At 70.4% G+C, this 22,657-nt stretch carries 24 protein-coding genes; 23 read left to right on the forward strand and 1 reads right to left on the reverse strand.

The genetic code is table 11. The features are described from left to right. Nucleotides 1–34 precede the first annotated feature (34 nt). The 16 genes from rpsP (at nt 35) to AC4IJH_RS05760 (ending at nt 13,461) form a co-directional block, all read left to right on the forward strand. On the forward strand, nt 35–478 hold the full coding sequence (gene rpsP, locus AC4IJH_RS05685) for a 30S ribosomal protein S16 (RefSeq protein ID WP_490850407.1): 444 nt from the start codon (nt 35–37) through the stop codon (nt 476–478). A 2-nt stretch (nt 479–480) separates the two neighbouring features. Continuing rightward, a complete protein-coding gene (locus tag AC4IJH_RS05690; RefSeq protein ID WP_005311361.1) occupies nt 481–720 on the forward strand; it encodes an RNA-binding protein in 240 nt (79 codons plus the stop codon). A 93-nt stretch (nt 721–813) separates the two neighbouring features. Further along, nucleotides 814–1,389, forward strand: a complete 576-nt coding sequence (rimM, locus tag AC4IJH_RS05695; protein WP_490850408.1) for a ribosome maturation factor RimM — start codon at nt 814–816, stop codon at nt 1,387–1,389. After that, a complete protein-coding gene (gene trmD / locus AC4IJH_RS05700; protein ID WP_490850409.1) occupies nt 1,389–2,237 on the forward strand; it encodes a tRNA (guanosine(37)-N1)-methyltransferase TrmD in 849 nt (282 codons plus the stop codon). The genes rimM and trmD overlap by 1 nt, the downstream gene beginning before the upstream one ends. 130 nt (nt 2,238–2,367) lie before the next feature. Further along, a complete protein-coding gene (gene rplS, locus AC4IJH_RS05705) occupies nt 2,368–2,715 on the forward strand; it encodes a 50S ribosomal protein L19 (RefSeq protein ID WP_490850410.1) in 348 nt (115 codons plus the stop codon). 96 nt (nt 2,716–2,811) lie between these two features. Further along, nucleotides 2,812–3,585 carry a signal peptidase I gene (gene lepB, locus AC4IJH_RS05710; RefSeq protein WP_490850411.1) on the forward strand — a complete coding sequence of 258 codons (774 nt, stop codon included), beginning with the start codon at nt 2,812–2,814 and terminating at the stop codon, nt 3,583–3,585. Continuing rightward, on the forward strand, nt 3,578–4,615 hold the full coding sequence (gene lepB, locus AC4IJH_RS05715) for a signal peptidase I (RefSeq protein ID WP_490850412.1): 1,038 nt from the start codon (nt 3,578–3,580) through the stop codon (nt 4,613–4,615). Before lepB (AC4IJH_RS05710) ends, lepB (AC4IJH_RS05715) begins: the two co-directional genes overlap by 8 nt. Further along, entirely contained in the window at nt 4,557–5,489 is a 933-nt protein-coding gene (gene lepB / locus AC4IJH_RS05720) for a signal peptidase I (protein ID WP_490850523.1), read from the forward strand. Before lepB (AC4IJH_RS05715) ends, lepB (AC4IJH_RS05720) begins: the two co-directional genes overlap by 59 nt. A gap of 319 nt (nt 5,490–5,808) precedes the next feature. Beyond that, entirely contained in the window at nt 5,809–6,567 is a 759-nt protein-coding gene (gene lepB / locus AC4IJH_RS05725) for a signal peptidase I (RefSeq protein WP_490850413.1), read from the forward strand. A 203-nt stretch (nt 6,568–6,770) separates the two neighbouring features. Then, nucleotides 6,771–7,247: an NUDIX hydrolase gene (locus AC4IJH_RS05730; RefSeq protein WP_490850524.1), complete on the forward strand. Its 477-nt coding sequence runs from the start codon at nt 6,771–6,773 to the stop codon at nt 7,245–7,247. A 38-nt stretch (nt 7,248–7,285) separates the two neighbouring features. Further along, the gene (locus AC4IJH_RS05735; protein ID WP_003965949.1) at nt 7,286–7,594 is read left to right on the forward strand and encodes a DUF2469 domain-containing protein; all 309 of its coding nucleotides are present in this window, start codon (nt 7,286–7,288) and stop codon (nt 7,592–7,594) included. A gap of 296 nt (nt 7,595–7,890) precedes the next feature. Then, complete coding sequence (locus AC4IJH_RS05740; protein WP_490850525.1) at nt 7,891–8,337, forward strand: YraN family protein; 447 nt, start codon at nt 7,891–7,893, stop codon at nt 8,335–8,337. After that, nucleotides 8,337–9,947 carry a YifB family Mg chelatase-like AAA ATPase gene (locus AC4IJH_RS05745; protein ID WP_490850414.1) on the forward strand — a complete coding sequence of 537 codons (1,611 nt, stop codon included), beginning with the start codon at nt 8,337–8,339 and terminating at the stop codon, nt 9,945–9,947. Before AC4IJH_RS05740 ends, AC4IJH_RS05745 begins: the two co-directional genes overlap by 1 nt. 377 nt (nt 9,948–10,324) lie before the next feature. Further along, nucleotides 10,325–11,491, forward strand: a complete 1,167-nt coding sequence (gene dprA / locus AC4IJH_RS05750) for a DNA-processing protein DprA (protein WP_490850415.1) — start codon at nt 10,325–10,327, stop codon at nt 11,489–11,491. Nucleotides 11,492–11,833: 342 nt separating this feature from the next. After that, nucleotides 11,834–12,670: an RNA polymerase sigma factor WhiG gene (whiG, locus tag AC4IJH_RS05755; RefSeq protein WP_490850416.1), complete on the forward strand. Its 837-nt coding sequence runs from the start codon at nt 11,834–11,836 to the stop codon at nt 12,668–12,670. 251 nt (nt 12,671–12,921) lie between these two features. Next, the gene (locus AC4IJH_RS05760) at nt 12,922–13,461 is read left to right on the forward strand and encodes a TetR/AcrR family transcriptional regulator (protein ID WP_490850526.1); all 540 of its coding nucleotides are present in this window, start codon (nt 12,922–12,924) and stop codon (nt 13,459–13,461) included. Between the two features lie 260 nt (nt 13,462–13,721). On the opposite strand, the gene AC4IJH_RS05765 is transcribed toward AC4IJH_RS05760, so the two are convergent. After that, complete coding sequence (locus tag AC4IJH_RS05765) at nt 13,722–14,516, reverse strand: M23 family metallopeptidase (protein ID WP_490850417.1); 795 nt, start codon at nt 14,514–14,516, stop codon at nt 13,722–13,724. Between the two features lie 896 nt (nt 14,517–15,412). Between AC4IJH_RS05765 and rpsB the strand changes: the two genes are divergently transcribed. The 7 genes from rpsB (at nt 15,413) to AC4IJH_RS05800 (ending at nt 22,617) form a co-directional block, all read left to right on the forward strand. Beyond that, complete coding sequence (rpsB, locus tag AC4IJH_RS05770) at nt 15,413–16,285, forward strand: 30S ribosomal protein S2 (protein ID WP_490850418.1); 873 nt, start codon at nt 15,413–15,415, stop codon at nt 16,283–16,285. 109 nt (nt 16,286–16,394) lie between these two features. After that, nucleotides 16,395–17,231, forward strand: a complete 837-nt coding sequence (gene tsf, locus AC4IJH_RS05775; protein WP_490850419.1) for a translation elongation factor Ts — start codon at nt 16,395–16,397, stop codon at nt 17,229–17,231. Nucleotides 17,232–17,394: 163 nt separating this feature from the next. Next, on the forward strand, nt 17,395–18,168 hold the full coding sequence (pyrH, locus tag AC4IJH_RS05780) for a UMP kinase (RefSeq protein WP_490850420.1): 774 nt from the start codon (nt 17,395–17,397) through the stop codon (nt 18,166–18,168). A gap of 175 nt (nt 18,169–18,343) precedes the next feature. Next, nucleotides 18,344–18,901: a ribosome recycling factor gene (gene frr, locus AC4IJH_RS05785; protein ID WP_490850421.1), complete on the forward strand. Its 558-nt coding sequence runs from the start codon at nt 18,344–18,346 to the stop codon at nt 18,899–18,901. Beyond that, entirely contained in the window at nt 18,901–20,049 is a 1,149-nt protein-coding gene (locus tag AC4IJH_RS05790) for a phosphatidate cytidylyltransferase (RefSeq protein ID WP_490850422.1), read from the forward strand. Before frr ends, AC4IJH_RS05790 begins: the two co-directional genes overlap by 1 nt. Before the next feature lie 79 nt (nt 20,050–20,128). Further along, on the forward strand, nt 20,129–21,235 hold the full coding sequence (gene rlmN, locus AC4IJH_RS05795; RefSeq protein ID WP_490850423.1) for a dual-specificity RNA methyltransferase RlmN: 1,107 nt from the start codon (nt 20,129–20,131) through the stop codon (nt 21,233–21,235). A gap of 290 nt (nt 21,236–21,525) precedes the next feature. After that, the gene (locus AC4IJH_RS05800; protein WP_490850424.1) at nt 21,526–22,617 is read left to right on the forward strand and encodes a thiamine ABC transporter substrate-binding protein; all 1,092 of its coding nucleotides are present in this window, start codon (nt 21,526–21,528) and stop codon (nt 22,615–22,617) included. The last annotated feature ends 40 nt before the right edge of the window (nt 22,618–22,657 follow it).

A 22,657-nucleotide genomic window follows, 5' to 3' on the forward strand; every position in this document is an offset into this window, starting at 1 on the left:
CCCAACCACGTCAAGACCAGGAGACACCACTCCCGTGGCAGTCAAGATCAAGCTGAAGCGTCTGGGCAAGATCCGTTCGCCTCACTACCGCATCGTCATCGCCGACTCCCGCACCCGTCGTGACGGCCGTGCGATCGAGGAGATCGGTCTGTACCACCCGGTGCAGAACCCCTCGCGCATCGAGGTCGACTCCGAGCGTGTCCAGTACTGGCTGGGTGTCGGCGCGCAGCCGACCGAGCCCGTCATGGCCATCCTCAAGGTCACCGGCGACTGGCAGAAGTTCAAGGGTCTGCCGGCCCCGGCGCCCATGAAGGTCGCCGAGCCCAAGCCCGACAAGCGCGCCCTCTTCGAGGCCGCCTTCAAGGACAACGGTGACGAGCCGAAGGGTGAGGCCATCACCCCGAAGGCGAAGAAGGCTGACAAGAAGGCGGACGAGGCTGCCGAGGCCGAGTCCACCTCCGAGTCGACCGAGGCCTGAGCATGCTCGAGGAGGCCCTCGAGCACCTCGTGAAGGGCATCGTCGACAACCCCGACGACGTGCAGGTCGCCTCCCGCAACCTGCGCCGCGGGCGCGTTCTGGAGGTCCGGGTGCACCCCGACGACCTCGGCAAGGTGATCGGCCGCAACGGCCGCACCGCGCGTGCCCTGCGCACGGTCGTGGGCGCCATCGGCGGCCGGGGCATCCGCGTCGACCTCGTCGATGTGGACCAGGTCCGCTGAGCATCACAGCACCGGCACGGGCCGGAGGCGGCAGCAGCCGCCTCCGGCCCGTCGTCGTTGTCGCAGACGCATGAGAAAACGAAAGGCACGGATGTGCAGCTGGTAGTTGCGCGGATCGGACGCGCCCACGGAATCAAGGGCGAGGTCACGGTGGAGGTGCGTACGGACGAGCCCGAGCTGCGGCTCGCGCCCGGCGCCGTCCTGGCCACCGAACCGGCCTCCACCGGGCCGCTGACCATCGAGACCGGCCGGGTGCACAGCGGCCGCCTGCTGCTGCGCTTCGAGGGAGTCAAGGACCGCACCGGCGCCGAGGCGCTGCGCAACACCCTCCTGATCGCGGAGATCGACCCCGAGGAACTCCCCGAGGACCCCGAGGAGTTCTACGACCACCAGCTCATCGACCTCGACGTCGTCACCCAGGACGGCACCGAGGTCGGCCGGATCACCGAGATCTCCCATCTGCCCCACCACGACCTCTTGATCGTCGAGCGCCCCGACGGCTCCGAGGTCATGATCCCCTTCGTCTCCGAGATCGTCCCCGAGATCGACCTGGAGGAGCAGAAGGCGGTCATCACCCCGCCCCCTGGCCTCCTGGACGACTCCCAGGCCGAGATCGCCTCCACCCGCGACGCCGAGGCGGCGGAGCAGTCCCGCGGTGAGGACTCGTAATGCGCCTGGACATCGTCACGATCTTCCCCGAGTACCTCGAACCGCTGAACGTCTCCCTGGTCGGCAAGGCCCGCGCCCGCGGACAGCTCGATGTCCGCATCCACGACCTGCGGGAATGGACGCACGACAAGCACAACACCGTCGACGACACCCCCTACGGCGGCGGCCCCGGCATGGTCATGAAGCCCGACCCCTGGGGCGAGGCGCTGGACTCGGTCATCGACTCCGGCAGCGGCTCCGACAGCGGCTCCGACGGCGACTGCGGCGGCGACGAGAAGCCCGTACTGGTCGTGCCCACCCCCAGCGGCAAGCCCTTCACCCAGCAGCTCGCCGTCGAGCTCTCCCAAAAGCCCTGGCTGGTCTTCACCCCGGCCCGCTACGAAGGCATCGACCGCCGCGTCATCGAGGAGTACGGCGACCGCCTGGACGTACGCGAGGTCTCCATCGGCGACTACGTGCTGGCCGGCGGCGAGGCCCCCGTACTCGTCATGGTCGAGGCCATCGCCCGCCTGCTGCCCGGCGTCCTGGGCAACGCCGCCTCCCACCAGGACGACTCCTTCGCCCCCGGCGCGATGGCCGACCTCCTGGAGGGACCCGTCTACACCAAGCCCCCCGAGTGGCGCGGCCGCGGCATCCCCGAGGTGCTGCTCAGCGGACACCACGGCAAGATCGCCCGCTGGCGCCGCGACGAGGCCTTCCGCCGTACGGTCGCCAACCGCCCCGACCTCATCGAGCGCGCCGACCCCGCCTCCTTCGACAAGAAGGACCGCGAAATGCTCTCCATCCTGGGCTGGGGACCGGGCCCGGACGGCCGATTTGGGCGTATGAGCGACGCCGTGGAAGAATAGGCAGCTGCTGTGCGTCCGGCGCGCGCCCCTGCCACAGGGGGAACGACGCCCGCCCGACGGAACGGCACCCCATCACCGTATTCCGATTCCCGCTGATGACCTGTGGCATCAGCGAAGAAAGCAGTAGGTCATGCACCTTCTCGACTCCGTCGACGCCGCGTCGCTGCGCAGCGACGTCCCCGCGTTCCGCCCGGGTGACACCGTCAACGTCCACGTCCGCGTCATCGAGGGCAACCGCTCCCGTGTGCAGCAGTTCAAGGGCGTAGTCATCCGCCGCCAGGGCTCCGGCGTCCGCGAGACCTTCACCGTCCGCAAGGTCTCCTTCTCCGTCGGCGTCGAGCGCACCTTCCCGGTCCACACCCCGATCGTCGAGAAGATCGAGCTCGTGACCCGCGGTGACGTCCGTCGCGCCAAGCTGTACTACCTCCGTGACCTGCGCGGCAAGGCCGCCAAGATCAAGGAGAAGCGCGAGCGCTGAGCCGCTGCCCGCGCGCCCATGGCCCACGGGCCACAGGTGCCGCGCGGTGGAGCGGGCGTTCGGTGCTCCGGCCCGGCCGGATAGGCTCAGGGCCCGATGGACACCGACGCACAGCCTTCAACGCTTCCGGAGCGCGACCGCGGCCCCGCCCCCGAAAAGGGGCCGGAGCCGCGGTCGCGCTCCGCGCGTTTTACGGGGCGCATATCCCGGCTCTGGCGCCGCCCGGTGGCGCTGCTCGCCGCCTGCCTCGTCTTCGTCGTACTGCTCAGCACCTTCGTCGTACAGCCCTTCCTGATCCCCAGCGCCTCCATGGAGAACACCCTGCGCGTCGGGGACCGGGTGCTGGTGAACAAGCTGGCGTACCGATTCGGCGGCGAGGTGCGCCGCGGCGACGTCGTCGTCTTCGACGGCACCGGCTCCTTCGCCCAGAGCGAGCCCGCGGAGAACCCCGTACGGGCCCTGCTGCGCAAGGCCGGGGCGGCCGTCGGCCTGGCCGAGCCCGACAGCACCGACTACATCAAGCGCGTGATCGGCGTCGGCGGGGACCGGGTGACCTGCTGCGACAAACGGGGGCGGATCGAAGTGAACGGCGAGCCCCTGAGCGAGGGCTATCTGCATCCGGGGGACGCCCCCTCCACGGTCGAGTTCGACGTCGCGGTGCCCCAGGGAAAGCTGTGGATGATGGGCGACCACCGCTCCCGGTCCCGGGACTCCCGCGACCACCTGGGCGGACCGGGCGGCGGCATGGTCCCCCTCGACAAGGTCGTGGGGCGGGCCGACTGGATCGCCTGGCCCATGAGCCGCTGGACCTCCCTGGAGCGGCCCGCCTCCTTCGACGGCGTGCCGGCCCCGGCAGGGCCCCATGGGTAGCAGGGGCCGCTCCCGCCAGGGGCAGCGCCGTACGCAGACGCAGGAGGCGCAGGCCCCCTCGGGCCCGACCCGTACGACCCGGCCCGCGACCGGGGGACGCGCCGAGCGGCGGCGCCAGGCACGGCGCATCAAGCGCCGCCGGCGCCGCTCGTACCTGAAGGAAATACCGATCCTCATAGGCGTGGCACTGGCCATCGCGCTGGTGCTCAAGACCTTCCTCGTCCAGGCCTTCGTGATCCCCTCCGGCTCGATGGAGCAGACCATCAAGATCGGGGACCGGGTGCTGGTCGACAAGCTCACCCCGTGGTTCGGCACCAAATCCGAGCGCGGGGACGTCGTCGTCTTCAAGGACCCCGGCACCTGGCTCCAGGGCGAGCAGAACAAGCCCGGCCCCGACCCGGCCGGGATCAAGCAGTTCAAAGAGGTCCTGACCTTCATCGGACTGCTGCCCTCGGCCGACGAACAGGACCTGATCAAGCGCGTGGTGGGGGTCGGCGGGGACACCGTGAAGTGCTGCGACAAGAGCGGCCGGGTCACCGTCAACGGCACGCCCCTGACCGAGCCCTACGTCCACCCCGACAACCCGCCCTCCCAGATCACGTTCTCGGTGCAGGTCCCGGCCGGGCGGATCTTCGTGATGGGCGACCACCGCTCCAACTCCGCGGACTCGCGCTTCCACCTCGACGAGCCGTACCGTGGGACGATCTCGGAGGAGAACGTCGTCGGCAGGGCCGTGGTGATCGCCTGGCCCTTCAAGCACTGGCGCCGTCTGGAGGAGCCGGACACCTTCGCATCGGTGCACGACGCGCCGGGCGCGGCGGCGACCGGGGCCCAAACGCCGCATAGTGTGTCCTTCGAGAGTTTGACCGTACTCCCGACCCCTGCGGAACTCCCGCTCGTTATGGGAGTGGTGGGCCTGCACCGGCTATCGGGCGGGCGGCAGCGTGGAGTGAGGAGTGGATGTGGGGGACTTGGCGGTCGGCGCACGGTCCGGAACCGGAGAGCCCGAAGAGCCGGAGGGGCGCGGTGAGTCCTCGAATCCCTCGACGGACGCCGCGCACCCGGCCGGTGCGACGGGCCCGGCGGACGCTACGGACAGCAAGGAGAGCGGCGGCGTGAAGAAGGCCAAGAAGCCGCGTTCCTTCTGGAAGGAGCTGCCGATCCTCATCGGCATCGCGCTGCTCCTCGCGCTGCTGATCAAGACGTTCCTGGTCCAGGCGTTCTCCATCCCCTCGGACTCGATGCAGGACACCCTGCAGCGCGGCGACCGGGTGCTGGTGGACAAGCTCACCCCCTGGTTCGGCTCCGAGCCCGAGCGCGGCGAGGTCGTCGTCTTCCACGACCCGGGCGGCTGGCTGGACGACACCGTCACCCCCGAGCCCAACCCCGTCCAGAAGGTGCTCAGCTTCATCGGCCTGATGCCCTCGGCCGAGGAGAAGGACCTGATCAAGCGGGTCATCGCGGTCGGCGGCGACACCGTGGAGTGCCAGGGCACCGGCCCGGTCAAGGTCAACGGCAAGGTGCTGGACGAGAAGGATTACCTCTTCCCCGACAACACCCCCTGCGGTGACATGCCGTTCGGCCCGATCAAGGTCCCCAAGGACCGTATCTGGGTCATGGGCGACCACCGCCAGGACTCCCGCGACTCCCGCTACCACCAGGACCTGGAGGGCGAGGGCACGGTCTCGGTCAACGAGGTCGTGGGCCGCGCCTTCACCATCGCCTGGCCGATCAACCGCTGGTCCTTCCTGTCCGTGCCGGACACCTTCGACCAGCCCGGACTGGCGGGCAAGGCCATGGCGGCGGCCCCGGCGGCGGCGGGCCTGGCCGGCGCGGTGCCGATCGTGCTGTGGCGCCGCAGGCGGCTGGTCCGCAAGGCGGCGGAGCGGGTGGCCAAGGGCTGATCAGCCGGGTTCTCCGGTGAGCTTGTGACATGACGGCGGGGCCGTGTTCCGGGTGCGGAACGCGGCCCCGCTTCTGTGTGGCGGCGACTGTGCTGCCTGGTGGCTTCTGCGTGGCTTTTGCAGAGCTTCGTCACGGTTCTCTGTGGTCTCACTGTGATCTTTCGGTGGTCTCTCCGCGGCGGTGACTGTTGTCGACCGCCGGTGATCCCTTCTGGTTCCCGCTGATCGCTGCAAGGCTTACTCGGCGGCGCCCGCCCCGGATAGGGTGCCGTCCCAGATCTTCGACGCGGGTCGGACCCGCGGGGCGGGAGCGGCCGGGATGGGCAGCAGCAGGGGACGCGGGGGCGAGGACCGCGGCCGGACCACGGGCAGTGTGCTGTCCGGGCTGGCGGTGGCCGTCGGCTGTGTGCTGTTCCTGGGGGGCTTCGTATGGGGCGCGCTCATCTATCGCCCGTACACCGTGCCGACCGACTCGATGGCACCGACGATCGGCACCGGGGACCGGGTGCTGGCCGAGCGGATGGACGGCGCGGACATACGGCGCGGTGACGTCGTCGTCTTCGAGGACAAGGCGTGGGGCGATCTGCCGATGGTCAAACGGGTCGTCGGCGTCGGCGGCGACAAGGTCGCCTGCTGCGACAAGGGCCGACTGACGATCAACGACAAACCCGTCGAAGAACCGTATCTTCAGGCCAAGGGACCGGCCTCGCCGACCGGATTCAGCGCCACCGTCCCCAAGGGCCAGCTCTTCCTCCTCGGCGACCACCGCAGCGACTCGCTGGACTCCCGCACCCACCTGACCGACGGCACCCAGGGAGCCGTGTCGCGCAGCGCCGTACGGGCGCGGGTGGACGCGCGCGCCTGGCCGCTGGGCAGCATGGGGATGCTGACGCGCCCCTCGGCCTTCGCCGCGCTGCCCGGCGGGACCTCGACACCTGGACCGCTGCGGCCCATCGCCGTCTCGGTGGTCGTGGGAGCGGTGCTGATCCTGGGGGGAGCGGCGTACGGTCCGATAGCGCGGCTCAGGGGCCGCAAGGAGCGAGGGCCCGGGGACCGGAAGGAGCGGGTGAGCGGCTGAGCGGGACGGGGCGGGGGCGCCGGAGGGCGGGGCGGCGCGGTACGGGGCGAAGGTGCGGCGAAGGAGCGCGGATGACGGAGTGCGGGATGGCGGAGCGCGGTGTGGCTCGAGAAACGGTCGAGGCCGACGAGAATTTCGCGGACGACGGTCCTGGCGGTGCTGGTGCGGGTGTCGCTTCTGGCGGTACGGGTGATGCCGACGGTGTGCGGCAGGCCTCCCGGGTCGTGCTGCTCGACCCGGAGGACCGGATTCTGCTGCTGCACGGCTACGAACCGGACAACCCCTCCGACACCTGGTGGTTCACCCCCGGCGGAGGGGTGGAGGGCACCGAGAGCAGGGAAGAGGCGGCACGCCGGGAGCTGGCGGAGGAGACCGGGATCACAGACGTGGAACTCGGGCCAGTACTGTGGCGCCGCCGCTGCTCCTTCCTCTTCGACGGGCGGCGCTGGGACCAGGAGGAGTGGTACTACCTGGCCCGTACGAGCCGCACCGAGACCGAAATGGGCGGGCAGACGGATCTGGAACGACGCAGTGTCGCGGGCCTGAGGTGGTGGACTTCGGCGGAACTCTCCGCTTCGCATGAGACGGTGTACCCGACCAGACTCGCCGAGCTGCTGCGCACGCTGCTCGACGACGGGCCCCCTAGTGCGCCGGTGGTCCTGGAGACCGAAAGGGTCTGACGCACAATAGGGGGACGCACGGCTGAAGGGGATCTGCCATGAGCGCCGAGGACCTCGAGAAGTACGAGACCGAGATGGAGCTGAAGCTCTACCGGGAGTACCGAGATGTCGTCGGGCTGTTCAAATACGTGATCGAGACCGAGCGCCGCTTCTATCTCACCAATGACTACGAGATGCAGGTGCACTCCGTTCAGGGAGAGGTCTTCTTCGAGGTCTCGATGGCGGACGCGTGGGTCTGGGACATGTACCGGCCGGCCCGCTTCGTGAAGCAGGTACGCGTACTGACCTTCAAGGACGTGAACATCGAGGAGCTCAACAAGAGCGACCTCGAACTTCCGGGTGGCTGAGTTGTCCACAACCGGCGAGTTATCCACCAAGATCCAATAGGTGGGGGCGGAGGCGTCACAGTCGGTGCCGGAGGTGGTGCCGGATGGACGCCGGGAACGCGAAGAACGCCGGGAACGCTGAGAGCATCGAGAAGGCCGGAAGGGCCGCACAGGCTGCGGGGGACGCAGGGGGAGTGGGGCCCGCAGGGCCCTCGGGCGGTGGAGCGGCCTCAGGCTGTGAAGTGGCCTCGGGCTGTGAAGTGGCCTCGGACGCCGGGGCGGTGGCGGACACCGGGGCGACTGCCGGCGTCGGGGCGGTGGTGAAGCGCAGGAGGGCCGGACGGCGGGGCGGGACTGCCTCGGGGGCCTCGGCACCCTCAGTCGCCTCAGCCCCTTCCTGCCGTGAAGACTCCCGGCGGGTGCTGGGCCGCTATGGGGAGCGGCTGGCCGCACGGAGGCTGACGGCGGCCGGAATAAGAATCCTGGACCGCAACTGGCGCTGCCGGGACGGCGAGATCGACCTCGTGGCGGCCGACGGCGACGCACTGGTGATCTGCGAGGTCAAGACCCGTCGCGCCGCTTCGTACGAACACCCGATGGCCGCCGTACGAGCCGAGAAGTGCGAACGACTGCGCCTGCTGGCCGAACGCTGGATGGAGCGCAACGGCGGACCGCCGCCCGGCGGAGTGCGCATCGATGTGATCGGCGTGCTGCTGCCCTCCCGGGGCGCGCCCATCGTCGAGCACGTCAGGGGGGTGGCCTGATGGGATTCGCCCGCACCTGCTCGGTGGCGCTGATCGGCGTCGAGGGCGTGGTGGTCGAGGTCCAGGCCGACCTGGAGCCGGGGGTGGCGGCCTTCACCCTGGTCGGACTGCCCGACAAGAGCCTGTCGGAGTCCAGGGACCGGGTACGCGCCGCGGTGGTCAACTCCGGGGCGGAATGGCCGCAGAAGAAGCTGACCGTAGGGCTCAGCCCGGCCTCCGTACCCAAGGGCGGCAGCGGATTCGACCTGGCCGTGGCCTGCGCCGTCCTCGGCGCGGCCGAGCGCATCGACCCGCGCGAACTCACCGACCTGGTCATGATCGGCGAACTGGGCCTGGACGGCCGGGTGCGGCCGGTGCGCGGGGTTCTCCCCGCGGTCCTGGCCGCGGCCGACGCCGGATACCGCCAGGTCGTCGTGCCGGAGCGGACCGCGGCCGAGGCCTCCCTGGTCCCCGGGGTCTCCGTGCTCGGCGTACGGAGCCTGCGCCAGCTCATCGCCGTCCTCACCGACGAACCGGTGCCCGAAGAGGAGGAACCACCCGAGGAAGGACGGCCGGACCCGCTGCTGGCCGGACTGGTGCTGCCCGGCGCCGGACTCGGCGCGGGACTGCCCGTGGGCGACCGGGCCCCCGACCTGGTGGATGTCGCGGGACAGCACGGAGCCCGCAGAGCACTGGAAGTGGCGGCGGCCGGACGCCACCACATCTTCTTCAAAGGCCCTCCGGGGGCGGGCAAGACCATGCTCGCCGAGCGCCTGCCGGGGCTGCTGCCCGCACTGACACCCAAGGAGTCCCTGGAGGTCACGGTCGTGCACTCGGTGGCCGGGGCGCTGCCACCGGGACAGCCCCTGGTGGACCGGCCGCCCTACTGCTCCCCGCACCACTCCGCGACGATGGCCTCCCTGGTGGGCGGCGGCAGCGGACTGCCCCGCCCGGGAGCCGTATCGCTGGCACACCATGGAGTGCTGTTCGTCGACGAGGCCGCAGAGTGCAGCGCCCGGGTGCTGGACGCACTGCGCCAGCCCCTGGAATCGGGGCATGTGATCGTCGCGAGGGCCGCCGGGATGATGCGGCTCCCGGCGAAATTCCTGCTCGTCCTCGCGGCGAATCCCTGTCCTTGCGGCAGGCACGGCACCGCCGGGGGCGGCTGTGAGTGCAGGCCGTCCACGATCAAGCGATACCGCGCCCGGCTGTCCGGGCCGCTGATGGACCGGGTGGACCTGCGGGTCGCGGTGGAACCGGTGGCGCGCAGCGAACTGCTCTCGCTCGCCCAGAAACCCGAATCCACAGCCACCGTGGCCGACCGCGTCCGGGCCGCCCGCGAGCGCGCCGCGGCCCGCTTGGACGGCACCCCCTGGCACACCAACAGCGAGGTGCCCGGCCACGAACTGCGCACCAGATGGCAGACCGCCCCAGGGGCACTGCGACAGGCCGAGCGCGACCTGGAGTGCGGCCTGCTCACGGCCCGCGGCCTGGACCGCGTACTCCGCGTCGCCTGGACCGCCGCAGACCTCGCAGGCCGCGACCGCCCCACAGCCACCGACGTCGACTGGGCCCTGGAACTCCGCACAGGCATCAGACGAGGCACGGCAATGACCCCGACCCCGGCGTGAACGCCCCCGCCCCGCCCGCAGCGTGAACGACTCCGTCCCGCGGCGGCACGCTGCCGGGCTGTGCTGTGGGCCGTGGGCCGTGGGCCGTGGGCCGTGGGCCGTGGGCCGGAGGCTGCGGGCTGCGGGTTGTGGAGCCATGGCTCGGAGGCCAGGGGCCAGGGGCCGGGGTGGCCCGGCGGCTCCGGCGTGACTGGTTCCGCCCTGCGGCGGCGAGCTGCCGGGCTGGCCTGCGGGCCGTGGGCCATGGAGTCATGGCCCGGGGTCTACGGGCCGAGGTGGTCCGGCAGGACGTGCCAGGTGGGGTTTTGGGGAGAGGGGTGGTCTGGCGGGGGGCTTCGGGGGCGGGAAGGCGTAAGCAGGCAGGTGAGGGCGGGGATATGGGGGAGGGGTCGGTCGGTATGGGGGACAGGGAGCGGTTGGCGCGGGCGGCGTTGACGCGGATCGCCGAACCGGGTGATGAGGCGGTCGGGCGCTGGCTGCGCGAGATGGGCCCGGTGGAGCTCGTACGGGCGCTCACGGGGGAAGGGGAGGCGCCGAGAGGGGCGAGCGAGGCGAAGATCGCGGGGCTGCGGCTGCGGACGGCCAGGCTGGACCCGGCCGCGGACCTGGCGACCGTCGCGGCCCTCGGCGGCCGCTTCGTGTGCCCCGGCGACGAGGAGTGGCCCGGTCAACTGGACGACCTCGGGGACGGGCGCCCGATCGGACTGTGGGTGCGGGGGCGAGCGAACCTGCGGCTGTGGGCGCTGCGTTCGGTCGCCGTGGTCGGAGCGCGGGCCTGTACGGAGTATGGCGCGCACATGGCGGGCACGCTCAGCGCCGGGCTGGCCGACCGGGGCTGGACCGTGGTGTCCGGCGCCGCCTACGGCGTGGACGGCGCCGCGCACCGGGGCGCCCTGGCCGCGGACGGCGCCACCATCGCCGTGCTGGCCTCCGGGGTCGACCGCCCCTATCCGCGCGGACACACCGAGTTGATCGGACGACTCGCGGAACAGGGCCTGGTCATCGCCGAGTTGCCGCCGGGCGATCACCCCACCCGCGGCCGCTTCGTCCTGCGCAACCGCGTCATCGCGGCCCTCACCAGGGGCACGGTCGTCGTCGAGGCCGAGCTGCGCAGCGGATCGCTGGTCACGGCGCGGCGGGCGCTGGAGTTGGGCCGGTTCACCATGGGGATGCCGGGGCCCGTCACCAGTGGACTCTCGGCCGGTGTGCACCAACTCCTGCGCGGCGAGGGCATGGTGGTCACCGACGCCGCCGAGGTCGTCGAACTGGTCGGCAGCATCGGTGACCTCGCTCCCCGCCTGCGTGGTCCCGTCCTGGCGCGGGACCTGCTGGACCCCGTGGCCGCCCGGGTGCTCGATGCCCTGCCCGCCCGCGAAGCGGCGGACGCGCCGCGCGTGGCACGGGACTCGGGCACCGACCACGAGGTGGCACGGGGAAAGCTCATCGAGCTGCAGTCACTTGGCTTCGTTCAAAGGTGCGGTGGCGGCTGGCAGTTGGCGCGTCGGACCGAGTCGGCGGCGGGTTCCCGGCGAGGCGGTCCTTGACCTGAGGCGAACGGGTGAAAGGGTGAGGGCGAGAACCGCAGAATCCAGTCTTTCCGTGCTTCAGTGCGCGGTATCGGTACATGGGAGACGGTGAGATGACATATAGGTCTAACGCCGGGTGTCCCAGCACGGGCGAGTGCGGTGCGCGGCATGCGAGCGGGAGTGCGGTGCAACCCGCCATAACCCTGGGGTGCGGGCAGCGGAACGTATCTGCGCACCCCGCTACCCCCCTTGCTCGCGCACCGCGACGCTGTAGTCACGCTACGCTCACAAGGAATCCTCCCCCCACCCACGAACTCATCAGCTCCCACAGCGTCTCGGCAGAACGGCTCAAGGCGACGAATGCCCCAGCACACCTCCGGGTCTGACCGCGCGGCGGCTCCCCCCGCCGCGCGCGGCAGCGTGCGCCCCGCCGCGCCCACCTCGCTCCAGGAGCTGTGGCGCTCCTACAAGACGTCGGGCGACGGGCGGTTGCGCGAGCAGCTGATCCTGCACTACTCGCCGCTGGTGAAGTACGTCGCGGGCCGGGTCAGCGTCGGCCTGCCGCCCAACGTCGAGCAGGCGGACTTCGTCTCCTCCGGGGTCTTCGGCCTCATCGACGCCATCGAGAAGTTCGAGCCCGAGCGCTCCATCAAGTTCGAGACGTACGCGATCACCCGTATCCGGGGCGCGATGATCGACGAACTGCGGGCACTGGACTGGATTCCCCGGTCGGTACGGCAGAAGGCCAGAGCGGTCGAGCGCGCCTACGCGACGCTGGAGGCACAGCTGCGGCGTACCCCCTCCGAAGCGGAGGTCGCCGCGGAGATGGGCATCGCCCTGGAGGAACTGCACGGCGTCTTCAGCCAGTTGTCGCTGGCCAACGTCGTCGCGCTGGAAGAACTCCTGCACGCCGGCGGCGAGGGCGGCGACCGGCTGAGCCTGATGGACACCCTGGAGGACACCGCCGCGGAGAACCCGGTGGAGATCGCCGAGGACCGCGAACTGCGACGGCTCCTGGCGCGCGCCATCAACACGCTCCCCGAACGCGAGAAAACCGTGGTCACCCTCTACTACTACGAGGGCCTCACACTCGCCGAGATCGGCAATGTGCTGGGCGTCACCGAGAGCCGGGTGAGCCAGATCCACACCAAGTCGGTGCTCCAGCTGCGCGCCAAGCTGGCCGATGTCGGCCGCTGAGGCCCGTACTTCGAGGCCCCCGGGCCGTACCGGAATTCCGCCGCCACATCCCCGCCCGCCCAGCGGCGCTCCGGTTCCTGCTGCCGCAGGGAAGTGCCCTGTGGGGGACCGCCGCACGGGCGGGCGGCGGGAGTTCGGCGACAGGCCGCTGAGCAAACGCTTCGTGGTGCGGAGTGCCGCCGCGGGCATGCCATCCGTACAGTGGTGCCGTGCCCAGGATTCGAGCGGCCTCTGTGGCCGAGCACCGGACAATGCAGCGCGACGCCCTGTTGGACGCCGCCCGCACCCTGCTGTCCGAAGGCGGAACGGAAGCGTTGACCTTCCCCGCCCTCGCCGAGCGCACGGGACTCGCCCGCTCCTCCGTCTATGAGTACTTCCGCTCCCGCGCGGCCGTCGTCGAGGAGCTGTGCGCCGTCGACTTCCCCGTATGGGCGGCGGAGGTCGAGGCCGCGATGGAACGGGTCGAGGCGCCCGAGGCCAAGATCGAGGCGTACGTACGCAGCCAGCTGGCCCTGGTCGGCGACCGCCGGCACCGGGCCGTCGTGGCGATCTCGGCAGGCGAGCTGGACGCGGGCGCGCGGGAGAAGATCCGCGCCGCGCACGGCGGGCTGGTCGCGATGATCGTCGAGGCCCTGGCCGGCCTCGGCCACGAACAGCCCAGGCTCGCCGCGATGCTCCTCCAGGGCGTCGTGGACGCCGCCGTCCGCCGCATCGAACTGGGCGCGGCGGAACACCCCGAGCAGATCACGGAGGCGGCGGTGGCCATGGCCCTCCGCGGCGTCCAAGGCTGACCCTCTTCGTCCCCGGGGGGCCTCCCCCCCCGCCCCCACCCCACCCACCCCCTCCGCGCCCCAGCTCAGGCTGGCTCGCCCCAGCTCAGGCTGGCTCGGCCGGGCTCAGGCCAGCCGGGCTCAGGCCAGCCGGGCTCAGGCCAGCCGGGCTCAGGCCGGACTGGCTCCCCTCCCAACCCCGCCCCACTCCCGCCCACCCCCCGATGGGCTCTATTCGGGCCGTCCGTCCCGGCTCTCGTGGTGTTCCCGGCTGTTCGGGGCTATCTGGAGCGAGGCGAGCCCCGCAGTCGGCCGATGGACCAGACGGCGGCGACGGCCAGGGCCGCAGTGCAGGCCAGCGCCGTGAGGGTGCTCGGCGGCACGTGATGGGCGGCCGCGTGTGCTGCTGGAGCCGGTGCCTGCGCGGCGTCGGGAAAGGGCTGAGGCCGTGCCCGTGGTTCCGGCCGTGGCTCCGGGACGCCGAACACCGGGAGCAGGCGGGACGGGCCCGTGCGCAGGAGTGACGAGGGGAGCAGCGAGAGCGGGTCGAGGTACTGCTTGCCGCGGAGCAGGCCCCAGTGGAGACAGGCTCTGGGGCAGTGGTACGGCCCGGTGGCCAGGCGCGCGACCGGCTGACCTGCGGTGACGCGGTCGCCCTTTCGGGCGGTTGGGCGTACGGGTTCGTAGGTGGTGCGCAGGGGCGGGTCTCCCGTGCCTGCCAGTTCGACGGACAGGACGCCCCGGCCCGCGACCGTTCCCACGAAGGAGACCCGGCCGGGTGCGGCGGCCCGTACGGCCGCGCCCGTCGGCGCTGCCAGGTCCACGCCCCGGTGGCCCGCCGCCCAGGGAGACGGCGGAGGGTCCCAGGGCCGTACGACCACGGGGCGGGAGCCGGACGGGCCGGACACCGGCCAGGCACGGTCCGCGCCCGGAGGCGCCGGAGCGGGGTGGGGGCGTGCGGGGTGAGCTGAGGCAGTGGCCGGCGCGTACAGCAGGAGGGCGTACGCGGAGCAGAGCAGCAGGAGCACGGTCAGGGGCAGGGCCACGGTTCGGGACAGGGCAGCCGTCGCAGCCATCCGGGACGGAAGCCGGGGTGCGATCCGTGGCGTCGGCGGCGGCAGAAGCCGGAGCGGAAGCCATGGCACAGACCGTGACGGCGGCCGGGGCACGAGCCGCGACGCAGACCGTGATGGCGGCCGTGGCAGGGGCCATGGCGGCAGCGGAGTGCGGGCCGGGCAGGTCCGTGGTCTGGCCCGGGTGGCGCGGTCGGCGCCGGGCCGCGGTGTCAGCAGCGGCAGCGCGCGCAGTGGAGGCGGTGCGGGCAGCGGTAGCCGGGCGGGTAGGGGTGACAGCGCGGGCAGTGGCCGCCGTGCGGGCAGTGATGACAGTGCGGGCTGCGCGGGCAGTGGCCGCCACACGGTCAGTGGTGACAGTGCGGGCAGCGGCCGCCACACGGTCAGTGCAGGCAGTGCAGCCAGTGCAGGCAGTCCGGGCAGTGGTGACAGAGTCGGCTGGAGTTTGCGCATGGGTCGACCATGGCGGTCCGCAGGCCGGGCGGGGGGATCTTGGTGTGGATCTGTGGAGTACCGGCCGGTTGTGGACAACCGCGTCACCCGAAGGGGCGGTGCGGTGGGCTGCCTTTTCGTGCGTGACGTCCGCATGGGGCATCTGGACGTGACTTCCGTACGTCACGTCCGAACGCGCCCCAAACATGTACTCCCGTACTTGGCCGAAAGGAGCGTGTCGCCCGGCGCGTCAGCCGTCCCGTACACTTCTTGTGGCGATCCGGGTCACCGGGTCGACTTCGCACGTCCCGCCACCTGCGCGACAGTCCCTCTCGGGCAGCGCGGTGGCCGCGCCCCTCGGTCCTCGAAGGGTTCCCGCAAGGTTCCTTTCCCGGCAGGCGCGTCGGGGCGTCAGGCACAGCGGCCGCCCGGTCGCAGTGAAACCGAGTAAATCAAGGAGCGCGGCCATGGCCGTCGTCACGATGCGGGAGCTGCTGGAGAGCGGCGTCCACTTCGGTCACCAGACCCGTCGTTGGAACCCGAAGATGAAGCGCTTCATCTTCACCGAGCGCAACGGCATCTACATCATCGACCTGCTCCAGTCGCTGTCGTACATCGACCGCGCCTACGAGTTCGTCAAGGAGACCGTCGCCCACGGCGGCTCGGTCATGTTCGTCGGCACCAAGAAGCAGGCCCAGGAGGCCATCGCGGAGCAGGCGACTCGCGTGGGCATGCCCTACGTGAACCAGCGCTGGCTCGGCGGCATGCTGACCAACTTCTCGACCGTCTACAAGCGCCTGCAGCGCCTGAAGGAGCTCGAGCAGATCGACTTCGAGGATGTGGCCGCCTCCGGTCTCACCAAGAAGGAGCTGCTGGTTCTCTCCCGCGAGAAGGCCAAGCTGGAGAAGACCCTCGGCGGTATCCGCGAGATGCAGAAGGTGCCCAGCGCCGTCTGGATCGTGGACACCAAGAAGGAGCACATCGCCGTCGGCGAGGCGCGCAAGCTCAACATCCCGGTCGTCGCGATCCTCGACACCAACTGCGACCCGGACGAGGTCGACTACAAGATCCCGGGCAACGACGACGCCATCCGCTCCGTCACCCTGCTCACCCGCGTGATCGCCGACGCCGTCGCCGAGGGCCTCATCGCCCGCTCCGGTGCCGCCACCGGTGACCAGAAGCCGGGCGAGAAGGCCGGCGAGCCGCTCGCCGAGTGGGAGCGCGACCTGCTCGAGGGCGAGAAGAAGGCTGACGACGAGGCCCCCAAGGCCGAGGACAAGCCCGCCGAGGCCCCCGCCGCCGAGGCCGAGAAGCCGGCCGCGGACGCCGAGCAGGCCTGACACTTCAGGACCGGTTGGTGACGGCGGGGGAGGGCGCGAAAAGCGCCTCCCCCGCCGTCCACCCGTAGATCTTTCGACCTTCGAGATTTCGAGAAGAGACTCACCGATCATGGCGAACTACACCGCCGCTGACGTCAAGAAGCTCCGCGAGCTCACCGGCGCCGGCATGATGGACTGCAAGAAGGCGCTGGACGAGGCCGAGGGCAACGTCGAGAAGGCCGTCGAGATCCTCCGTATCAAGGGCCAGAAGGGCGTCGCCAAGCGCGAGTCCCGTACGGCCGAGAACGGCGCCGTCGTCTCCCTCATCGCCGACGACAACACCTCCGGTGTGCTGGTCGAGCTCAAGTGCGAGACCGACTTCGTCGCCAAGGGCGAGAAGTTCATCGCCGTCGCCGACGCCGTCGTGGCCCACGCCGCCGCGACCAAGCCGGCCGACCTCGCCGCGCTGCTCGCCTCCGAGATCGAGGCCGGCAAGACCGTTCAGGCCTTCATCGACGAGGCGAACGCCACCCTCGGCGAGAAGATCGTCCTGGACCGCTTCGCGCTGTTCGCCGACGGCTTCGTCGCCGCGTACATGCACCGCACGATGCCCGACCTCCCGCCGCAGGTCGGCGTCCTGGTCGAGTTCGACAAGGCCGACGCGGACATCGCCAAGGACATCGCGCAGCACATCGCCGCCTTCGCGCCGAAGTTCCTCTCCGAGGACGAGATCCCGGCCGACGTCGTCGAGAACGAGCGCCGTGTCGCCGAGGCGACCGCGAAGGAGGAGGGCAAGCCCGAGGCCGCCCTTCCCAAGATCATCGAGGGTCGCGTCAAGGGCTTCTTCAAGGAGAACACGCTGCTGGCGCAGCCGTTCGCCAAGGACAACAAGAAGACCGTCCAGAAGGTTCTGGACGAGGCCGGCGTCACGCTGAAGCGCTTCGTGCGCATCCGCGTCGGTGCCTGAGCCTGCCATCAAGGCAGCGAATGACCCGCGGCCCCGCTAGGGTCGTACGCAGCCGGCCGCTCACCGGCCGGCCGCAGATGTGACGAGGAGGCCATTGCCGCACCGGGATCTGATGAGGACCCACCGGCAATGGCCTTCTTCGTATGTGCACGAGGAGAGCGCAATGAATCACGGTGCCGACGGCGCGGACAGTACCCACAACGGCGACGAGGGCGGGAAAGGCCGCTTCCTGCTGAAGCTGTCAGGCGAAGCGTTCGCCGGCGGCGGGGGCCTGGGGGTCGACCCCGATGTCGTGCACGCCATCGCCCGCGAGATCGCCGCCGTGGTCCGTGACGGCTACGAGATCGCCATCGTGATCGGCGGCGGCAACTTCTTCCGCGGCGCCGAACTCCAGCAGCGCGGCATGGACCGGGCCCGCTCGGACTACATGGGCATGCTCGGTACGGTCATGAACTGCCTGGCCCTCCAGGACTTCCTGGAGAAGGAGGGCATCGACAGCCGCGTGCAGACCGCCATCACCATGGGCCAGGTCGCCGAGCCCTACATCCCGCTGCGCGCCGTGCGCCACCTGGAGAAGGGCCGGGTCGTCATCTTCGGCGCCGGTATGGGCATGCCGTACTTCTCCACGGACACCACCGCGGCCCAGCGCGCCCTGGAGATCGACGCCGAGGCCATGCTGATGGGCAAGAACGGCGTGGACGGCGTCTACGACTCCGACCCCAAGAAGAACCCCGACGCGGTGAAGTTCGACGCCCTCGAATACGGCGAGGTCATCACCCGCGACCTGAAGGTCGCCGATGCCACCGCCATCACCCTGTGCCGGGACAACAAGCTTCCGATCCTCGTCTTCGAGCTGCTCGCGGAGGGCAACATCGCCCGCGCGGTGAAGGGTGAGAAGATCGGCACGCTCGTCAGCGATCAGGGCACCCGGGCCTGACGGCCCCAACTGCCGCATCGCGTACGGTCGGCGAATCCGTACGGGCGGCAACCCCCGGCCTTGGGAAGACCTCGGCACGGGGATGGACAACGGCCTGCCGGTCGGACACCGTGCAGGAGAAGACGCGCGGCAGGGGCGAGGCTCTGCTTCTTACCGAAAAGACCAGGAGCAAGTGGTGATCGAAGAGATCCTCCTCGAGGCCGAGGAGAAGATGGAGAAGGCCGTCGTGGTCGCCAAGGAGGACTTCGCCGCGATCCGCACCGGGCGTGCGCACCCGGCGATGTTCAACAAGATCGTGGCGGACTACTACGGCGCGATGACGCCGATCAACCAGCTGGCGTCGTTCGCGGTGCCCGAGCCGCGGATGGCCGTGGTGACCCCGTTCGACAAGAGCGCGCTGCGCAACATCGAACAGGCCATCCGGGACTCGGACCTGGGCGTCAACCCGAGCAACGACGGCAGCATCATCCGCGTGAACTTCCCCGAGCTCACCGAGGAGCGTCGCAGGGAGTTCATCAAGGTCGCCAAGAACAAGGCCGAGGACTCCAAGATCTCGATCCGCAGTGTGCGGCGCAAGGCCAAGGAGTCCCTGGACAAGCTCGTCAAGGACAAGGAGTCCGGCGAGGACGAGGTGCGCCGCGCCGAGAAGGAGCTCGACGACACCACCGCGAAGTACGTCGCGCAGGTGGACGAGCTGCTCAAGCACAAGGAATCCGAGCTCCTCGAGGTCTGATGAACGAGTCATCCTGGGGTGCTCCGCCTGGAGCCGGCCGTGCCGGCCAGTGGGGACCACCCGACCAGGGGCCCTCTCCCGGCTACCGCTGGGAGGAACCCCCCTCCTCGGCGGGTCCCGCGCACGACTGGGCAGCGGCGGCGCAGACTCGGCCTATGCCCACCGTGCCCACCACAGGCGGAGACCAGGACGACGACCGGGACAACCGGAACGATGGGGGGGCCGCTCGGCTGAGCGGCCCCCTGTTCCGCGATGAACAGCCGCAGGAGCCCATGCCCACACCGCCGTCCGCGCCGGACACTCCGCAGGACCCGGGCACACCGCAGAAGAAGAGCGCGGGGCGCAACCTGCGGGCCGCGATAGGGGTCGGGGTCGGCCTGGGCGCGGTCATCCTCGTCTCGCTCTTCGTCTACAAGCACCTCTTCATCGGCGTGATAGCGATCGCGGTCGTCGTCGGCCTGTGGGAGCTGACCTCGCGCCTCGAAGAGCGCAAGGACATCCGCGTACCGCTGGTGCCGCTGGCGGTCGGCGGTACGGCCATGGTCGTGGCCGGGTACGTCCGCGGCGCCGAGGGCGCGTGGGTGGCGATGGCACTGACGGCGCTCGCCGTCCTGGTGTGGCGCATGACAGAGGCCCCGGAGAACTATCTGCGGGACGTCACCGCCGGTGTGTTCGCGGCGTTCTACGTCCCCTTCCTGGCGACCTTCGTGGCGCTGATGCTCGCCGCGCAGGACGACGGCCCCGAGCGGGTGCTGTCCTTCCTGATCCTGACGGTGGTCAGCGACACCGGCGCGTACGCGGTGGGCTGGCGCTTCGGCAAGCACAAGCTCGCCCCCCGCATCAGCCCCGGCAAGACCCGCGAGGGCCTGGTCGGCGCCGTGCTGTTCGCGATGGTCGCGGGCGCCCTGTGCATGCAGTTCCTGATCAAGGACGGCGTCTGGTGGCAGGGTCTGCTGCTGGGCCTGGCAGTCGCGGCCAGCGCGACCCTCGGCGACCTCGGCGAGTCCATGATCAAGCGGGATCTCGGCATCAAGGACATGGGCACCCTGCTGCCCGGCCACGGCGGCATCATGGACCGCCTGGACTCCCTGCTGCCCACGGCCCCCGTGGTCTGGCTGCTGCTGGTGGTCTTTGTGGGAGCCGGCTGACCAGCGGTTTTACGGTGATGAACAGGGGCCTGCCGCGATGGCGGGCCCCTGTTCGTACTTCTGCGACACTGGTAGGACCATGCCTGCACCCGGAGAACTCACTTTCGTCGCGCCGCGCGGGGCCAAGAAGCCGCCGCGGCACCTCGCCGACCTCAGCCCCACCGAGCGCCGTGAGGCCGTCGCCGCCATCGGCGAGAAGCCCTTCCGCGCCAAGCAGCTCTCGCAGCACTACTTCGCCCGGTACGCCCACGACCCCGAGCAGTGGACGGACATCCCGGCGGCGGCGCGCGAGAAGCTGGCGGCCGAGCTGCTGCCGGAGCTGATGAGCGTGGTGCGGCACATCTCGTGCGACAACGACACCACCCGCAAGACGCTGTGGAAGCTGCACGACGGCACGCTCGTGGAGTCCGTGCTGATGCGCTACCCGGACCGGGTCACGATGTGCATCTCCTCGCAGGCCGGATGCGGGATGAACTGCCCGTTCTGCGCCACGGGGCAGGCGGGTCTGGACCGCAATCTGTCCACCGCCGAGATCGTCCACCAGATCGTGGACGGCATGCGGGCGCTGCGGGACGGCGAGGTGCCGGGCGGACCGGCGCGGCTGTCCAACATCGTCTTCATGGGCATGGGCGAGCCGCTGGCCAACTACAAGCGCGTCGTGGGCGCCATCCGGCGGCTGACCGACCCCGAGCCGGACGGGCTGGGGATCTCCCAGCGCGGCATCACCGTCTCCACGGTCGGCCTGGTCCCAGCGATGCTCCGGTTCGCCGACGAGGGCTTCAAGTGCCGGCTCGCGGTGTCCCTGCACGCGCCCGACGACGAGCTGCGCGACACCCTCGTACCGGTCAACACGCGCTGGAAGGTGCGCGAGGTCCTGGACGCGGCCTGGGAGTACGCCGAGAAGTCCGGGCGCCGGGTCTCGATCGAGTACGCGCTGATCCGGGACATCAACGACCAGGCGTGGCGCGGTGACCTGCTCGGCCGTCTCCTCAAGGGCAAGCGGGTGCACGTCAACCTGATCCCGCTCAACCCCACGCCCGGCTCGAAGTGGACCGCCTCGCGGCCCGAGGACGAGAAGGCGTTCGTGCAGGCCATCGAGGCCCACGGGGTGCCGGTGACCGTACGGGACACCCGCGGCCAGGAGATCGACGGGGCCTGCGGGCAGCTCGCCGCCTCGGAGCGCTGAACGCGCGCTGGTACCGTAGCGGCGGAACCGTAGGGTTTCGAACAAATGCACATTCCGACAGGGGAGCGCCACAGCGCTGAGAGTGCGGTACCTGCCGTCGATTGATTGATGGATTGATCGATCGGGGCACGGGGGCCGCAGACCCTTGAACCTCGCCCGGGTCATTCCGGGTAGGAAGTTCGGTCGTCACTCATGCTGTTGCGCCCTGTCCGGCGCCCGAGGTCCTGCGGCCTGGGTGCCGGGCGGGGCCGCGTCTCTTCCTGGTCAGCCCGTCAGCCAGGAGGAATCCGTTGAGCACCATCAGCAGCACAGCCGGCAGAGTCGCGGCCGCGGTGGTTGCCGCCGCGGTCGGCGCCGCAGCGCTGGCCGCCTGCGGCAATGACAGTGGTTCGCGGGCCGCGGACGCCAAGACGGTCACGCTGGTCAGCCACAACTCCTTCAACGTCTCCAAGAGCCTGCTCAAGGAGTTCGAGAAGACGAGCGGCTACAAGGTCCAGCAGCTCAAGGGCGGGGATGCGGGCAAGGCCGTCAACCAGGCCATCCTGTCCAAGGGCAACCCGCAGGGCGACGTCCTCTTCGGCATCGACAACACCCTGCTCTCGCGCGGTCTGAACGAGGGGCTGTTCACCCCCTACAAGGCCAAGGGCCTGGAGAAGGTTCCCGGTCAGCTTCAGCTCGACAAGGACCAGAACCGGGTGACTCCGGTCGACTTCGGCGACATCTGCGTCAACTACGACCGCAAGTACTTCGCCGACCACAAGATCGAACCGCCGAAGACCTTCGACGACCTGATCAAGCCGCAGTACAAGAACCTGCTGATCACCGAGAACTCCGCGACCTCCTCCCCGGGCCTGGCCTTCCAGCTCGGCACCATCGCCCAGTACGGCGAGGACGGCTGGCAGGACTACTGGAAGAAGCTCAAGGACAACGGTGTCGAGGTCGTCGACGGCTGGGAGCAGGCCTACAACGACCGCTTCTCCGGCTCGGCGGCCGGCAAGGGCAAGGGCGACAAGCCGCTGGTGGTCTCCTACGCCTCCAGCCCGCCGGCCGAGGTGATGGGCAAGGACCCGCGGCCCAAGGAAGCGCCCACCGGGGTCGCGAGCGGCACCTGCTTCCGCCAGGTGGAGTTCGCCGGGCTCCTCAAGGGCGCCAAGAACGAGAAGGGCGGCAAGGCGCTGCTGGACTTCCTGCTGAGCAAGAAGTTCCAGGAGGACGTACCGCTGCAGATGTTCGTGAACCCGGCGCGCAGTGACGCGGCGCTGCCGGAGCTGTTCACCCAGTACGGCGAGAAGATCGATGAGCCGCACACGCTGGCGCCGCAGACCATCACCGGCCACCGCGAACAGTGGATCAAGCAGTGGTCCTCGCTGATCCGGAAGTAGAGCCCGGCCGCCGGGACAGGCCTCGCACGGCCGGCGGCGC

The organism is Streptomyces sp. UF-297, assembly GCF_058245575.1.